Raw genomic sequence first — 14,873 nt, forward strand, 5'->3', positions numbered from 1 at the left:
AAATGGTTTCGGGATGCACGGGATTCGACCGCGCTCAGATCGCGTCGCGCGGCAGCGTCACGCGGAAGGCCGCACCGCCCTGCCCCGGCAGATAGACGATGGTCCCGCCCAGCCGGTGCATGATCTCGCGGCAGATGGCGAGGCCCAGCCCCGCGCCCGGCGCGCTCGACGCCCCGAGCCGCGAGAATTTCTCGAAGATGAGCGCCTCGTCCTGAAGGGGAATGCCGGTGCCGTTGTCGATGAAATCCACCGTGAGGCCCGCCTCGCCCATCTCAGTGCGCACGCGCAGCAGAGGGCTTGCGGCGTCGCAATATTTGCGTGCATTGGCGATGAGATTGATGAAGACCTGCGCCAGTCGATCCATATCGGTGTTGAGCCGCACCGCCTCGGCGCCAGGGTCGCGCTGAATGCGCAGATCGCCCGGCGCGCCGGGCTGCGCGGCGCCGGGGCCGCTGCCCACGGCGGCGGCGACCGCCCGGTCCAGCACCTCGGCCAGCGTGCCGGTCTGCGCGTTCAGCACCACCTGGCCCGACTCCAGCACCGACAGGTCCAGCAGATCGTCCAGAAGCCGCGTCAGGCGCAGCGACTCGGCATGGATGATCGACGCGTATTTCTGCTGCTCCTCGGCGCCGAGACCGCCATCGCGCAGGATTTCCGAGAAGGCGCGGATCGACGTCATGGGCGTGCGCAACTCGTGGCTGACCTGGCTCAGGAAACCGTCCTTCTGCACCGAAAGGCGCGTGAGCTTCTCGTTCACCTCGCGCAGCTGGCGCGCGGTGCGGGCCTGCTCGGCGGATTTCGCCTCGAGCTGGTTCGAATATTCCATGATCTGCGCGGTCTCGTCGGCCACGGCCAGAAGATCCTCGACGGAGACGGTCGCGCGTCCGACGATCTGCGAGATCATCGCATGCGCCGTGGCGGCGCCGACCGAGCCGGAGAGGCGCCGTTCGAGCCATTCTAGAAATTCGGGCGAAGGCTCGGGCAAATATCCGCTGAGGCCCTGCCGGCGCGCGGCGCGCGAGAAAAGCTCCTGCGCCTCGGCGGCGCCCATGATGCGCTGCGCCATGATGAGCAGATCCTCGGACTGCCCGCGCCCGCCGCTCCATGTGCCGGGGCCGCGCGAATGCTCGAAAACATTGACGAATTGCGCGCCCTGCAGCCGCTCGACCGGGCGCGGAAAGCTGAGGATCGACACGGCGCAGAAGGCGGCGGTGTTGAGGCCCACGGACCACATCACCGCATGCACCAGCGGATCCATTCCGGCGGTCCAGAAAAGCGCCTGCGGGCGCAGCCACGAAAGGCCGAAGAGCCCCTGGTCGAAAACGTGTTGCGGCAGGACGACGCCGGGGCCGAAGCTCGGCAGGAAAAGGCAGTAGATCCACAGGACGGACCCGACGGCCAGCCCCGCCAGCGCGCCGTTACGCGTGGCGCCGCGCCAGATCAGCCCGCCCATCAGCGCCGGCAGGAATTGCGCGACCCCCGCGAAGGCGACGAGGCCGATGGCGGCCAGCGCCGTGCCGCCGCCCGAGATGCGGAAATAGAGATAGCCCAGCATGATGACGCCGCCGATGGACAGGCGCCGCGCCAGAAGCGCGACATGGCGCACATCGCCCGACATCATCGCGGCGCCGCCCGTGGCGCGCAGCCAGATCGGCATGACGATATGGTTCGATACCATCGTCGAAAGCGCGATGGCCGCGACGATCACCATCGAGGTCGCCGAGGAAAAGCCGCCGAGGAACGACAGGATCGCCAGACCGTCCTGCCCGGCCAGCAGGGGAAGTTTCAGGACGTAGAGATCGGGGTTCGAGCCGGAGGGCATGATGTCGAGGCCCACGGCGGCGATCGGCACGACGAAAAGGCTGATCAGCATGAGATAGAGCGGAAAGGCCCAGGCAGCGGTGCGCAGGTGCCCTTCGTCCTCGTTCTCGACCACCATGACCTGAAACATGCGCGGCAGGCAGAGGAACGCCGCCGCCGACAGGAGAGTGAGCGCGGTCCAGCGGCTGCCCGAGACGTCGAAATCGGCGATGGGCGACGCGTCGATGCGCGCGAGCGTCGCCGCGAGCCCCCCTTCGAGGCCCCAGACGACGAAGATGCCGACCGCGATCAGCGCCAACAGCTTCACCACCGCCTCGAGCGCGATGGCGATGACCACGCCGTGATGCCGCTCGTTCGCGTCGAGATTGCGCGTGCCGAAGAGGATGGTGAAGAGCGTGAGCCCCAGCGCGACATAGATCGCGATGGACTGGACGGAGCGTCCGCCCTCGCCTCCGGGCGGCGAGAAGGCGGCGAAAGAGAGTGTGACTGATTGCAATTGGAGCGCGATATAGGGCGTGGCGCCGATGACCGCGATCACCGTGACGCAGACCGCCAGCGTGTTCGACTTGCCGTAGCGCGAAGAGATCATGTCTGCGATCGAGGTGATGCGCTGGCTGCGGCCCACGCGCACCATCTTGCGCAAGGTCCACCACCAGCCGATCATGACGAGCGTCGGCCCGAGATAGATGGTCACGTATTCGAGGCCCGAGCGGGCCGCGAAGCCGACGGCGCCATAGAACGTCCAGGCGGTGCAATAGATCGAAAGCGAGAGCGTATAGACCAGCGGCGAGCGCAGCCATGCGCCGCGCCCGCGCCGCGCCGCGCGGTCGGCAGCGAAGGCGACGGCGAAGAGAAAGATGACATAGGCGATGCAGACCGCCGCGAGAATGCCGGGCGTCGCCATCAGCCGCGCGGCCTCTCGCCGGGGAGCTGGCTCGTTGCGGACTGCCCCGCCGCATCCGCCAGCGCCTCGGCGCCCTGCTCTTCCTCGGGGTCGTCGTCGCTGCGCAGACCGCGCGTGATCCGGGCCGAGAGAAACGCCAGCGCGCCCCAGACCACGAAGAGGTAGATCATCACATGCGAGGTGCGCGGCGCCGTGCCATCGGCGCCCAGCCACAGGAGCGGGAGCGCGAAGAGGATGGCACCGAGGACCGGCAGAAGCCCGGCCGCGTCGATCATGCGGCGCTGCCGATAGGTGCCGCGCGCGACGAAGACGGCATAGCCCGCGCCGGATGTCTCACCGGTGCTGCGCGCCTTGCGCGGCGGGCCCGCCTCGCGCCTGTCGCTCATGCCTCGCCCACGAGGGCGCGCACGGCCTCCAGCATTTCGGAATTGGAGAAGGGCTTGGTCATGAAGCGGCTCGCGCCCGCGCGCTCGGCCATCTCGCGGTCCTTGCGCTGGCCCCGCGCGGTCAGCATCAGCACGGGCGTTTCGCCCAGTTCGGGATCGGCGCGGATATCGCTCAGGATCTCGAAGCCCGAGCGATGCGGCAGCATGACGTCGAGAATGATGAGATCGGCGCGGCGCGTGCGAACCGCGTCCATCGCGCCCTCGCCGCCGGTATGGCTGCGCACCTGCCAGCCATCGCGCGACAGGATGAAACTGATCGCCTCGATGATGTTCGGCTCATCCTCGATGAGCAAAACCTGCTTGGTCATCTGGCGCACCTCCCCTTGCTCCAGCCCCTGCGCCACTATTGGCCAAAGACCCTGACCTGTCAAAAGCTTGCAGCATCCGCGCCGCTATCTTCCGTCTCGGTTTCGGGCAGGATCGACGGCTCGCGCCGGGCGCGGCAGGCGCGGCGCGGGCAGATACGGCAGGAGGTGCCGACGGGCTGGACCGGCTCGGGGCCGGCATCGTCGGGCAGTAGCAGCATGTAGCTGCGCAGGAGCGGCGGCGCGTTGACGCCGCCGGGCATGACCTCCTCGGCGGCGGTGAGCGCGACGGCGACGCGCGCGTCCCGGTCCGGCTGATGGAGGCGCTGGCGCAGCATCATTCCCGGATGCGCCGCGGCGCGGAAGAGCGGCCAGAGCGGGCAGGCCCCGGCAAGGCGCGTGACGGCGAAGCCCGGCAGGGGCTTGAGGCCGGTGATCGCGCCCGAGGCATCCGCGCTGACGAGGCCGATGGGGCCATGCGCTTCCTCGGGAAGCGCGGCGAGGCGCCGGAAGACGAGCGGCAACGCCGCGCCCAGCGCCCGCGCAAGCGGCACCGGGTCGGGCCCGTGCCGCCGCATCGCATCCAGAAGCATCACCTCGGGGAGCGCGCGCGCGTCGCGCGCATAGGTCTCGAGCGCCTCCGCGATCAGCGCATGTGCGCCCGTGCCCGCGCGGATGCCGCTCGCGCGCAGAAGATCGGCCGGATCGCCCCCGGCCTCGAGCGCCTCGAAGCGGTGATCGTGCGCCGCGAGAAACCTGTCGAGCTCGTCCTGCGGCGAGAGGATGTCGCTGCCAGTGCCCGGCCCATCGTCGAGATAGCGCACCAGCCGCTCGGCTCCCTCGGCCAGCCGGCGGCTGTCCTCCCCGAGATTGCGGTGAAAGCGCGCCTGCCATTCCGGCTCGAGTCCCGACGTGTCGGTGAGGATCGACGCGGTCGAGCGGATCGCGGTCACGACCGACAGCACCTCGTGGAGGGAGGCCGCGAGATGCGGGTCATGCGCCAGGCGGTCGGCCAGGGCATCGGCGCGGCGCGTCTCGCCCTGCGCGCGGCGCAGCGTGGCCACGGCCAGATGCGCCCAGCCCGGAAAGCGGCCCGCGAATTCCTCGATCCGGTCAAGCTCGGGCGCGGGCGCATCCTCGCCGCGCGGCGCGGCGCCCGCCGCCTCGCGCAGACCGTCCATCAGCGCGGCCTCGCCGCCATGCGCGAGCGATTGCGCCTCGACGCCCAGCGCCGCCGCGATGCGCAGCAGAATACCGCCGCCGATTCTGCGCCGGTTGTGCTCGATCAGGTTCAGATAGGAGGGCGAAATCCCCGCCTCCCGCGCCAGCGCACCCTGCGCCAGACCGCGCTCGAGCCGCCTTTCGCGGATGCGCGTTCCGGTGATAGCGCCACCGGCCGCGGCGCGCGCCGCCGCGCCGCCTGCGTCATTTTCGTTTCGATTCAAGCCGCTTCCTCCGCTCATTGACATATATTTACACGAAATACTGAGGCGCTGTGCATAAATTTACAAAATAATCGTTTCGCAAAAGGCAGTTGTTGAGAAGTTTTCTTGCGGCGTGTCATACTACCTTTGCACTTGGTGCAGTTACGGCAAGGCGCGGAGGAGGCGGCTGCCGTGATTACTCATAAAGGGAGGATTTCAATGTCCACATCCAACTTCACCCGTCGCGGGATGCTGAAGACCAGCGCCGTCGCGGGCGCGGGCCTCGCGGTCCCGACCATATTCACGGCCAGCAGCGTATCTGCCTTCACCAATGACCCCACCGATGCCAGCAGCGTCACGCTCGGCTTCAACGTTCCCCAGTCCGGCCCCTATGCCGACGAGGGCGCCGACGAGCTGCGCGCCTACGAGCTGGCGGTCGAGCACCTGAACGGTGGCGGCGACGGCGGCATGCTGAACACCTTCAGCTCCAAGGCGCTGCAAGGCAACGGCATCATGGGCAAGAAGGTGGAATACGTCACCGGCGACACCCAGACCAAGTCGGACGCGGCACGCGCCTCGGCGAAGTCGATGATCGAGAAGGACGGCGCGGTGATGATCACCGGCGGCTCGTCCTCGGGCGTGGCCGTGGCCGTGCAGGCGCTCTGCCAGGAGGCGGGCGTGATCTTCATGGCGGGTCTCACGCACTCGAACGACACGACCGGCAAGGACCGCAAGGCCAACGGCTTCCGTCACTTCTTCAACAGCTGGATGTCCGGCGCGGCGCTCGCGCCCGTTCTGGCGAACGCCTACGGCACGGACCGCAAGGCCTATCACCTGACGGCCGACTACAACTGGGGCTATACCACCGAGGAAGCGATCCGCAACTCGACCGAGGCCATGGGCTGGGAGACCGTCAACGCAGTTCTCACGCCGCTGACCCAGACCGACTTCAGCGCCTACATCACCCCCGTGCTTCAGTCCGACGCCGATGTGCTGGTCCTGAACCACTACGGCGGGAACATGGTCAACTCGCTGACCAACGCGGTCCAGTTCGGCCTGCGCGACAAGATGGTCAACGACAAGAAGTTCGAGATCATCGTGCCGCTCTATTCCGAGCTCATGGCCCGCGGCGCCGGCAAGAACATCGCCGGCATCTTCGGCTCGCAGAACTGGGACTGGAAACTCGAGCGCGAGCTGGGTGCCCGCTATGTCGGCACCGACGCCTTCGTCAAATCCTTCGGCGAGAAGTTCGGCTTCCCGCCGAGCCAGGCGGCGCATACCTGCTACGTGCAGGCGCTGCTCTACGCCGATGCGGTCGAGCGCGCGGGCAGCTTCAACCCCTGCGCCGTGGTCGAGGCCCTCGAGGGCTTCGAGTTCGACGGTCTGGGCAGCGGCCCGACGCTCTATCGCGCCGAGGATCACCAGTGCTTCAAGGACGTCGTGGTCGTGCGCGGCAAGGAGAACCCCGAGAACGAATTCGACCTCGTCGAGATCGTCGAGGTGACCCCTGTCGAGCAAGTGACCTACGCGCCCGACGCCCCCGAATTCGGTGGCCCCGAAGCGTCCCTCGGCGAGTGCAACGCCGGCGCATAAGCGTTTAGCGGCCTGCCCCCGACATCCTTCGGGGGCGGGCCAACCCTGCACAATCCACAATCGCGAAGGCCCGCGTTCCGGGCCGATCCGGCCGGATGTCTGGCCCGGAGTGATTTCTGACATGCGAGGCAGACCATGGATGCGATAATCCTGCAAATCCTCAATGGACTGGACAAGGGGTCGGCCTACGCGCTGATCGCGCTTGGCCTGACATTGATCTTCGGCACGCTGGGGGTGGTCAATTTCGCCCATGGCGCGCTCTTCATGATCGGTGCCTTCTGCGCCGTCACCCTGAGCCGCATCCTGACGCTCAGCCACCAGGTCGTGGACGAGACCCGGACGGACTTCCTCGGCAATCCGATGACCGTCGATGTGCCCTATATCCACGAGATCGTGGGGCAGACGGCCGGGGACTTCATGATCGACTGGGCGGTGCCCCTGTCGATCCTCTTCGCCATCCCGGTGATGATCCTGATCGGCGTCGTCATGGAGCGCGGCCTCATCAAGCATTTCTACAAGCGCCCGCATGCGGACCAGATCCTCGTGACCTTCGGCCTCGCGATCGTGCTTCAGGAAATCATCAAGTATTTCTACGGCGCCAACCCGATCCCGACCCCCGCCCCCGAGGCGTTCCGCGGCTCGTTCGATTTCGGCGCCTTCCTCGGGATGGAGGCCAATTCGATCATCTATCCCTACTGGCGCCTCGTCTATTTCGCCTTCGCCCTGCTGATCGTCGGCGGCGTCTTCGCCTTCCTGCGCTTCACCACCTTCGGGATGGTCGTGCGCGCCGGCATGGCCGACCGCGAAACCGTCGGCCTTCTGGGCATCAACATCGACAAGCGCTTCACGATCATGTTCGGCATCGCCGCCGCGGTCGCGGGCCTTGCGGGCGTGATGTACACGCCGATCAACAGCCCCAACTACCATATGGGCATGGACTTCCTGGTCCTCAGCTTCGTCGTGGTGGTCGTGGGCGGAATGGGCAGTCTCGCGGGCGCCGTGCTCGCGGGCTTCCTTCTGGGGATCCTTGAGAGCTTCGCCTCGATGTCCGCCGTTCTCGAAGCCCTGCCGGGCATCAACCAGATCGTCATCTATCTTGTTGCGATCATCGTTTTGCTGACCCGTCCGCGTGGCCTGATGGGCCGCAAGGGCGTGATGGAGGATTAAGCCAATGCTGGGACTGACACGCAAAGACGGCCTTCTGCTGGTGCTGGTCGCAGCGCTCGCGCTGCTGGCCCCCTTCATCCTGAACCCGTTTCCGGTGAACTCGAACATGGCGCAATTCAACGCGGGCTATCCCGACCTGATGCAGCGCTTCGTGATCTTCGGGATCTTCGCCATCGGCTTCAACATCCTGTTCGGCCTGACCGGCTATCTCAGCTTCGGCCATGCCGCCTTCCTCGGCGTGGGCAGCTATGCCGCGATCTGGATGATGAAGCTGCTGACGGCCAACATCATCCCCGGCATCATCATGTCGATCATCGTCGCGGGCCTCTTCGCCCTGATCGTGGGCTACATCTCGCTGCGCCGGTCGGGCATCTACTTCTCGATCCTGACGCTGGCCTTCGCGCAGATGTCCTATGCCCTGGCCTACTCGGTCCTCACACCCATCACGGGCGGCGAGACGGGCCTTCAGCTCAAGCTCAACGACGCGCGCATTCTCGACGCGGCGCTCGAGGGCGGCGAGCGGGCGAGCGCCAATCTCTTTGGCCTCGACATGACCTCGAGCATCGACCTCTATCTGAGCGGATGGCAGTTCACCTTCAACGCGGGCTACTACATCGCCGCCGTGGTGATGGTGCTGGCCTTCTACCTCTCGATCCGGATCTTCCGCTCACCCTTCGGGATGATGCTGCGCGCGATCAAGTGCAACAACACCCGCATGACCTATACGGGCCTCAATGCACGTCCCTACGCGCTGGCGGCCTTCGTGATCTCGGGCATGTATGCCGGTCTCGCCGGTGGCCTGATGGTCGCGATGGACACCCAGGTGGGCCCGGAGCGGATGTTCTGGACGGCCTCGGGCGAGGTCGTGCTGATGACGATCCTCGGCGGCGCGGGCACGCTCATCGGCCCGGTGCTGGGCGCGGGCCTCATCAAGTACATGGAGAACATCGTCTCCAAGATCAACTCGAGCGTCCTGCACGATTGGTTCTACTGGATGCCGGACGGGCTCGAGGACCTGATGGTGTCGCTGATCTATCCGTTCGTCGGCAAGGGCTGGCACCTGACGCTGGGCATCGTCTTCATGCTCGTCGTCATCTTCCTGCCCGGCGGCCTCGTCGAAGGGGGCCAGCGCATCCGCCGCGTCCTGCAAGGCAAGCGCGCCAAGCCGTCCTCGCAAACCTCGCCCGCTGAATAAGCCGGCACCGAACAAGGAAACGCAACCATGGGCATTCTCGAAGTCAAGAACGTCAACAAGCGGTTCGGTGGCCTTCAGGCACTGGGCGACGTGAACCTCAGCGTCGCGGAAAACACCGTGCACGCGATCATCGGCCCCAACGGGGCCGGTAAATCCACCCTTCTCAACGTGCTGGTCGGCAAGCTGATCCCCGATACCGGATCGGTCAGCTTCGACGGCCAGTCCGTGCTGGGCCGCAAGCCCTACGAGATCAACCAGATGGGCATCTCCCGCGTGTTCCAGACCCCCGAGATCTTCGGCGATCTGACGGTTCTGGAGAACATGATGATCCCGATCTTCGCCAAGCGCGACGGCGCCTTCCGCATGCATGCCATCGAAAGCGTCGGCAGCGAGCGCGATGTCGTGGCGCAGGCCGAAGAGATGCTGGAGAGCCTCGGCCTCGCCGATCAGCGGCACAATCACTCCGCCGCGATGAGCCGTGGCAACAAGCGGCGTCTCGAGATCGGCATGTGCCTCGCGCAGAACCCGCGTCTTCTGCTGCTGGACGAGCCGACGGCCGGCATGGCGCGGGCCGATACCAACAACACGATCGACCTGCTCAAGCAGATCAAGGAAGAGCGCGACATCACCATCGCCATCATCGAGCACGACATGCACGTGGTCTTCTCGCTGGCCGAGCGGATCACCGTGCTGGCGCAAGGCACCCCGCTCGTCGAGGACACGCCCGACAAGATCAAGGGCCATCCGAAGGTGCGCGAAGCCTACCTCGGCGAAACCGCCGCCTGACGCGCGACGATCACATGAGCCCGGACGGATCCGGGACGGGAGACAGACATGACCGCACAACCCGACTTTTCAAAGCACGCCAACCACGCCTCGACCGCGCCCGCCTTTCTGTCGGTCTGGGGGATGCAGGCCTATTACGGCGAGAGCTATATCGTTCAGGATATCAGCTTCAACGTCCATGAGGGCGAGATCCTCGCGCTTCTGGGCCGCAACGGCGCCGGCAAGACGACGACGCTGCGCGCCATCGCCCGGATGGACAATCCGCAGCTGAACCACGGCGAGATCTGGCTGGACCACCAGCCGCTGCACAAGATGAAGAGCCATGAGGCCGCCATGGCCGGGATCGGCCTCGTGCCCGAGGATCGCTGCATCATCCCCGGCCTCACGGTCGAGGAGAACCTGCAACTCGCGCAGATCGCGCCGCCCATCGGCTGGTCAATCGAACGCCTTTACGACCTTTTCCCGCGCCTCGCCGAGCGCCGCCAGCAGGAAGGCGTGACCCTTTCGGGCGGCGAGCAGCAGATGCTTTCCGTCGCGCGCGCGCTGGCCCGCGACATCAAGGTGCTTTTGCTCGACGAGCCTTACGAGGGCCTCGCGCCCGTGATCGTGGACGAGATCGAGAAGACGCTGCGCATCATCAAGGAGCAGGGCATCACCACCATCCTCGTCGAGCAGAACGCCGTGCGCGCGCTCAACCTGTCGGACCGGGCCGTCATCCTTGACACCGGCGGGATCGTTTTCGACGGTAGCGCCGAAGAGGTGCTCAACAACGAGAAGCTACGCGCGGAATACCTCGCGATCTGACGCCCCGGCGCTCCGATCCGCGCGCATCCCGCCTGCCAAATCACCACGAGGTCACATCCATGTCCGACACTACCTACGCACCCAGCCCGGAATTCGCGAAATCCGCCCATATCGACGCCGACGCCTATGACAGGATGTATGCGGCCTCGATCGAGGATCCCGATACGTTCTGGAAGGAACATGCGCAGAATCTCGATTGGATCCAGCCTTTCACCAAGGTGCGCAACGCCTCGTTCAAGCCGGGCAATATCGACATCCGGTGGTTCGAGGACGGCCAGCTCAACGTCGCGGCCAACTGCATCGACCGCCATCTCGCCACGCGCGGCGAGCAGACCGCGATCATCTGGGAGCCGGACGATCCCGAAACGCCCGCGCTGCACATCACCTACAACCAGCTCAACGAGAAGGTGAACCGCTTCGCCAACGTTCTGCTGAGCCAGGGTATCATGCGCGGCGACCGTGTCGTGATCTATCTGCCGATGATCCCCGAGGCCGCCTATGCCATGCTGGCCTGCGCGCGGATCGGCGCTGTGCATTCAGTCGTCTTCGCCGGGTTCTCGCCCGACGCGCTGGCGAACCGCATCAACAACTCGGGCGCCAAGGTCGTCATAACGGCCGACGAGGCCCCGCGCGGCGGTCGCAAGACAGCGCTGAAATCGAACACCGACGCGGCCTTGCTGCATTGCTCGGACAAGGTGCGCTGCCTCGTGGTCAAGCACACCGGCGGGCAGACCACTTGGATCGAAGGGCGCGACATCGACGTCAAGGCGCAGATGGAGCATGCCAGCCCCGACTGCCCCGCGCGCCCCATGAATGCCGAGGACCCGCTTTTCATCCTCTACACCTCGGGCTCGACCGGCCAGCCGAAGGGCGTGGTACACAGCAGCGCGGGCTACCTGCTCTATGCCGGCCTCACGCATAAATATGTCTTCGACTATCACGAGGGCGACGTCTTCTGGTGTACCGCCGATGTCGGTTGGGTCACCGGCCACAGCTATATCGTCTATGGCCCGCTGGCGAACGGCGCCACGACCGTCATGTTCGAGGGCGTGCCGACCTATCCCGACGCCAGCCGCTTCTGGCAGGTCTGCGAGAAGCACAAGGTGAACCAGTTCTACACCGCCCCCACCGCCATCCGTGCGCTCATGGGTCAGGGCAAGGAATTCGTCGAGAAATGCGATCTGAGCGATCTCAAGGTGCTGGGCACCGTGGGCGAGCCGATCAATCCCGAGGCCTGGAACTGGTATAACGATGTCGTCGGCAAGGGCACCCGTCCCATCGTGGACACATGGTGGCAGACCGAAACGGGCGGCCATCTCATGACCCCACTGCCCGGCGCGACGCCGACCAAGCCCGGCAGCTGCACGCGTCCCTTCTTCGGGATCGAGCCGGTCATTCTCGACCCGCAGACCGGCGAAGAGCAGACCGAGACCGAAGCCTCGGGCGTTCTGTGCATCAAGAGCAGCTGGCCGGGCCAGATGCGCACCGTCTTCGGCGATCACGAGCGGTTCGAGAAGACCTATTTCTCGGACTACAAGGGCTACTATTTCACCGGCGACGGCTGCCGCCGCGACAAGGACGGCTATTACTGGATCACGGGCCGCGTCGATGACGTCATCAACGTCTCGGGGCACCGGATGGGCACCGCCGAGGTCGAATCGGCCCTCGTCGCGCATTCGGACGTGGCCGAGGCCGCCGTGGTCGGCTATCCGCACGAGATCAAAGGTCAGGGCATCTATGCCTATGTCACCGTCATGAACGGCGTCGAGCCCTCCGAAGAGCTGCGCAAGGAACTCGAGAAATGGGTGCGCACCGAGATCGGCCCCATCGCCAAGCCGGATCTCATCCAATGGGCGCCCGGCCTGCCCAAGACCCGCTCGGGCAAGATCATGCGCCGCATCCTGCGCAAGATCGCCGAGGACGATTTCGGCGCCCTGGGCGATACCTCGACCCTCGCCGATCCGTCGGTCGTGGACGATCTGATCGAGAACCGGATGAACCGCAAGTAAGACAAGGCGCCCCGCGAGATCCTCGCGGGGCGCCGAGTTTCAAGGGTCCGTCTCAGCCCCTTCCGCGATAGGGCGGCACGCCCTGATCGGGAATCCAGACGCCTTTCGGCATCTCGCCCGTCTGCCAGAACACGTCGATCGGAATGCCGCCGCGCGGATACCAGTAGCCGCCGATGCGCAGCCATTTGGCCTCGGTGAACTCGGCGATGCGGCGCCCGATGGTGACGGTGCAATCCTCGTGAAACGCGCCGTGATTGCGGAAACTGCCCAGAAAGAGCTTGAGCGATTTCGACTCGACCAGCCATTCTCCCGGCACATAGTCGATCACGAGATGCGCGAAATCGGGCTGGCCCGTCATCGGGCAGAGCGACGTGAATTCGGGCGCGACGAAGCGCACGTTATAGTCGGTGTCCGCCTGCGGGTTCTGCACCCGCTCAAGCTCGGCCTCGGACGGATCGCTCGGCAGCTCGGTATTGGCGCCGAGCTGCTTGAGGTTCTGGTAGATATTCTCGCTCATTCGGTCTCCTTTGCCGGCTCAGACGCCGCGCTTGTTTCCCCACAGCATCACGTGAAGCTGCGGCAGCACCCGCGCCGCATGCCATTTGTCGTCGATCACCCGGTCCACCAGCCAGCGCATGCGCGCATCGATACCTTCCTGATCGACGGTCGCGCTGTCATCCTCGGGCGGGGGCGGCGTATGGTTGCCGGGCTGAAGGTAGATCGGCAGATCCGGATGCCGCGCGGCCACGTCCCGCGCATAGGCGTAATCCGCCTCGTCGAAGACGACGATCTTCAGCACCGTGGGCGCGCCCTTGGCGGCATCGATGCAATCCCGAAGGATCGCCCAATCCGTCTCCATCTCCGACGAGGGCGGTTTGGGGCTGAGCACCAGCATGTCGAGCCGCGCGAACCAGTCCCGCGCGACCGAGCCTTGCGTCTCGATGGCGAAGCCATAGCCTTCGGCGCGGCCCATCTCGATCAGATCGCCCAGCGGCTGGATCGCCGGATTGCCGCCCGAGAGCGTCACGGTCAGCGGCACACCGCTTGAGAGGCGCCGCACTTCGTCCATCACCGCCTCGGCGCTCATCGGCGCCCATGTGTGGCGATACTCGCTTTCGACCGCATGAAGGCTGTCGCACCACACGCAGCGGAAATCGCAGCCGCCCGTCCGCACGAAGACGGTGGGCACCCCGATCAGCGCGCCCTCGCCCTGAATGGTCGGCCCGAAGATCTCGGAGATGCGCAGCGTGTCGCTCACGGGCGGTACTCGGCCCATGTCTTGGGCGTCTCGCTGACCTTGACGGCACTCGTCTCGGGCCAGCGGGCGGCGCACCACTCATAGAGATGCTTGGCCATCCGCTCGGCGGTCACGCAATCGTCGCCCAGCACATCGTTGAGATGCCGGTGATCGAGCTCGTCGTCGATATAGCGCTTGAGCGGCGCCAGCTCGAGATAGTCGCGGATGAAGCCGTGCCGGTTCAGCGTCTCGGATGTGAGTTCGATGACGACGATGTAGTTATGGCCGTGCAGCCGCGCGCATTGATGCTCTTCGGGTAGCCCGAAAAGCTGGTGCGACGCGGAGAAATGGAATTCCTTGGTGATGCGATACATCGCTCAGCCCTCCTGCCCGGTGGCGCTGCGCCAGAAATCCGGGTCTTCATAAATCGTGGGGTCCGCGACGCCCGCGAGATGAAACGCCTCGCGCCGCTCGACGCACGTGCCGCAGCGCCCGCAATGCAGATCGCCGCCCTTGTAGCAGGACCATGTCTGATCGAAGGGCGTGCCGTTCCTGGCGCCATCCGCCGCGATATCGGCCTTGGTGCCGTGCACGTAGGGCGTGAGCAGTTTGACATCGGCATAGCCTTCGAGCGCATGGGCCTGCATCGCGCCGAACGCCTCGACAAAGCCGGGGCGGCAATCGGGATAGATGAAATGGTCCCCGCCATGCACCGCCGTCGCGACCGCATCCGCCTTCTGCGCCACGGCGAGGCCGAAGGCGATGCTGAGCATGATGGCATTGCGGTTGGGCACCACGGTGATGCGCATCGTCTCTTCGGCATAATGCCCGTCGGGCACGTCGATATCGTCCGTCAGCGCACTGCCGCCGAGCGCCGCGCCGATCGCGGAGATATTCAGCAGATGATGCGGCACGCCCAGACGCCGCGCGCAGGCGGCGGCGAAATCCAGCTCCTTGGCGTGGCGCTGGCCGTAGTGAAACGACAGCAGGGCGTGCAGATCGCCCGAGGCGGCATAGCGGTGCGCCAAAGCGACCGAATCCATCCCGCCGGAGCAGATGACTATGGTTTTCATGTCTCGTCCTTGTTTTGAGCGGGTAGGCTGCGACCGCGTGTAGTGCCTCCGCCTTTACGCCCGCGGACGCCGCCTTGCAACCCGCAGGCTGTCGCAGGCCCGGTCGGTC

Annotated in this window: 14 protein-coding genes and 1 pseudogene; 7 read left to right on the top strand and 8 right to left on the bottom strand. The window is 65.9% G+C overall.

Going from position 1 to position 14,873, the window contains the following annotated elements:
- Positions 1 to 34: 34 nt before the first annotated feature.
- The 4 genes from ACGRVM_RS08865 to ACGRVM_RS08880 are packed head-to-tail and all read right to left on the bottom strand — an operon-like array spanning position 35 to position 4,921.
- On the bottom strand, positions 35 to 2,725 hold the full coding sequence (locus tag ACGRVM_RS08865) for an ATP-binding protein (RefSeq protein ID WP_377170744.1): 2,691 nt from the start codon (positions 2,723 to 2,725) through the stop codon (positions 35 to 37).
- On the bottom strand, positions 2,725 to 3,111 hold the full coding sequence (locus ACGRVM_RS08870; RefSeq protein WP_377170742.1) for a hypothetical protein: 387 nt from the start codon (positions 3,109 to 3,111) through the stop codon (positions 2,725 to 2,727). The genes ACGRVM_RS08865 and ACGRVM_RS08870 overlap by 1 nt, the downstream gene beginning before the upstream one ends.
- Positions 3,108 to 3,479, bottom strand: coding sequence for a response regulator transcription factor (locus ACGRVM_RS08875; RefSeq protein ID WP_377170740.1), 372 nt, complete (start codon positions 3,477 to 3,479; stop codon positions 3,108 to 3,110). The genes ACGRVM_RS08870 and ACGRVM_RS08875 overlap by 4 nt, the downstream gene beginning before the upstream one ends.
- 59 nt (positions 3,480 to 3,538) lie before the next feature.
- A complete protein-coding gene (locus ACGRVM_RS08880) occupies positions 3,539 to 4,921 on the bottom strand; it encodes a helix-turn-helix domain-containing protein (RefSeq protein ID WP_377170738.1) in 1,383 nt (460 codons plus the stop codon).
- Positions 4,922 to 5,119: 198 nt separating this feature from the next.
- Here ACGRVM_RS08880 and ACGRVM_RS08885 point away from each other — a divergent pair, with 198 nt between their 5' ends.
- From ACGRVM_RS08885 to acs, 7 genes and pseudogenes are all read left to right on the top strand, one after another.
- Positions 5,120 to 6,493 carry a substrate-binding protein gene (locus tag ACGRVM_RS08885; protein WP_377170736.1) on the top strand — a complete coding sequence of 458 codons (1,374 nt, stop codon included), beginning with the start codon at positions 5,120 to 5,122 and terminating at the stop codon, positions 6,491 to 6,493.
- Positions 6,494 to 6,628: 135 nt separating this feature from the next.
- The gene (locus tag ACGRVM_RS08890; protein ID WP_377170734.1) at positions 6,629 to 7,660 is read left to right on the top strand and encodes a branched-chain amino acid ABC transporter permease; all 1,032 of its coding nucleotides are present in this window, start codon (positions 6,629 to 6,631) and stop codon (positions 7,658 to 7,660) included.
- A 4-nt stretch (positions 7,661 to 7,664) separates the two neighbouring features.
- Positions 7,665 to 8,855: a branched-chain amino acid ABC transporter permease gene (locus ACGRVM_RS08895; protein WP_377170732.1), complete on the top strand. Its 1,191-nt coding sequence runs from the start codon at positions 7,665 to 7,667 to the stop codon at positions 8,853 to 8,855.
- 27 nt (positions 8,856 to 8,882) lie between these two features.
- Positions 8,883 to 9,401, top strand: a pseudogene (locus ACGRVM_RS08900) (ABC transporter ATP-binding protein); the annotation flags it as partial.
- Between the two features lie 105 nt (positions 9,402 to 9,506).
- Positions 9,507 to 9,641, top strand: coding sequence for an ABC transporter ATP-binding protein C-terminal domain-containing protein (locus ACGRVM_RS16405; protein ID WP_449619167.1), 135 nt, complete (start codon positions 9,507 to 9,509; stop codon positions 9,639 to 9,641).
- Between the two features lie 48 nt (positions 9,642 to 9,689).
- Positions 9,690 to 10,445 (top strand): ABC transporter ATP-binding protein, encoded by a 756-nt coding sequence (locus ACGRVM_RS08905; protein WP_377170728.1) that lies wholly within the window; start codon positions 9,690 to 9,692, stop codon positions 10,443 to 10,445.
- Between the two features lie 59 nt (positions 10,446 to 10,504).
- Entirely contained in the window at positions 10,505 to 12,454 is a 1,950-nt protein-coding gene (gene acs / locus ACGRVM_RS08910) for an acetate--CoA ligase (RefSeq protein WP_377170726.1), read from the top strand.
- Between the two features lie 52 nt (positions 12,455 to 12,506).
- On the opposite strand, the gene queF is transcribed toward acs, so the two are convergent.
- Genes queF through queC form a run of 4 tightly spaced genes read right to left on the bottom strand, consistent with a single transcriptional unit; the run spans position 12,507 to position 14,764 of the window.
- The gene (queF, locus tag ACGRVM_RS08915; protein WP_377170724.1) at positions 12,507 to 12,971 is read right to left on the bottom strand and encodes a preQ(1) synthase; all 465 of its coding nucleotides are present in this window, start codon (positions 12,969 to 12,971) and stop codon (positions 12,507 to 12,509) included.
- A gap of 18 nt (positions 12,972 to 12,989) precedes the next feature.
- Positions 12,990 to 13,730 carry a 7-carboxy-7-deazaguanine synthase QueE gene (queE, locus tag ACGRVM_RS08920; protein ID WP_377170722.1) on the bottom strand — a complete coding sequence of 247 codons (741 nt, stop codon included), beginning with the start codon at positions 13,728 to 13,730 and terminating at the stop codon, positions 12,990 to 12,992.
- Complete coding sequence (gene queD / locus ACGRVM_RS08925) at positions 13,709 to 14,065, bottom strand: 6-carboxytetrahydropterin synthase QueD (RefSeq protein WP_377170720.1); 357 nt, start codon at positions 14,063 to 14,065, stop codon at positions 13,709 to 13,711. The genes queE and queD overlap by 22 nt, the downstream gene beginning before the upstream one ends.
- Before the next feature lie 3 nt (positions 14,066 to 14,068).
- Positions 14,069 to 14,764, bottom strand: a complete 696-nt coding sequence (gene queC, locus ACGRVM_RS08930; protein ID WP_377170718.1) for a 7-cyano-7-deazaguanine synthase QueC — start codon at positions 14,762 to 14,764, stop codon at positions 14,069 to 14,071.
- Between the last annotated feature and the right edge of the window lie 109 nt (positions 14,765 to 14,873).

It is taken from the genome of Roseovarius aquimarinus, from assembly GCF_043661195.1.
GTDB lineage: Bacteria > Pseudomonadota > Alphaproteobacteria > Rhodobacterales > Rhodobacteraceae > Roseovarius > Roseovarius aquimarinus.

Coding starts and splice junctions, on each gene's coding strand:
- ACGRVM_RS08865 (WP_377170744.1), bottom strand. CDS start 2,725: ATGGCGACGCCCGGCATTCTCGCGGCGGTCTGCATCGCCTATGTCATC.
- ACGRVM_RS08870 (WP_377170742.1), bottom strand. CDS start 3,111: ATGAGCGACAGGCGCGAGGCGGGCCCGCCGCGCAAGGCGCGCAGCACC.
- ACGRVM_RS08875 (WP_377170740.1), bottom strand. CDS start 3,479: ATGACCAAGCAGGTTTTGCTCATCGAGGATGAGCCGAACATCATCGAG.
- ACGRVM_RS08885 (WP_377170736.1), top strand. CDS start 5,120: ATGTCCACATCCAACTTCACCCGTCGCGGGATGCTGAAGACCAGCGCC.
- ACGRVM_RS08890 (WP_377170734.1), top strand. CDS start 6,629: ATGGATGCGATAATCCTGCAAATCCTCAATGGACTGGACAAGGGGTCG.
- ACGRVM_RS08895 (WP_377170732.1), top strand. CDS start 7,665: ATGCTGGGACTGACACGCAAAGACGGCCTTCTGCTGGTGCTGGTCGCA.
- ACGRVM_RS16405 (WP_449619167.1), top strand. CDS start 9,507: ATGCACGTGGTCTTCTCGCTGGCCGAGCGGATCACCGTGCTGGCGCAA.
- ACGRVM_RS08905 (WP_377170728.1), top strand. CDS start 9,690: ATGACCGCACAACCCGACTTTTCAAAGCACGCCAACCACGCCTCGACC.
- acs (WP_377170726.1), top strand. CDS start 10,505: ATGTCCGACACTACCTACGCACCCAGCCCGGAATTCGCGAAATCCGCC.
- queF (WP_377170724.1), bottom strand. CDS start 12,971: ATGAGCGAGAATATCTACCAGAACCTCAAGCAGCTCGGCGCCAATACC.
- queE (WP_377170722.1), bottom strand. CDS start 13,730: ATGGGCCGAGTACCGCCCGTGAGCGACACGCTGCGCATCTCCGAGATC.
- queD (WP_377170720.1), bottom strand. CDS start 14,065: ATGTATCGCATCACCAAGGAATTCCATTTCTCCGCGTCGCACCAGCTT.
- queC (WP_377170718.1), bottom strand. CDS start 14,764: ATGAAAACCATAGTCATCTGCTCCGGCGGGATGGATTCGGTCGCTTTG.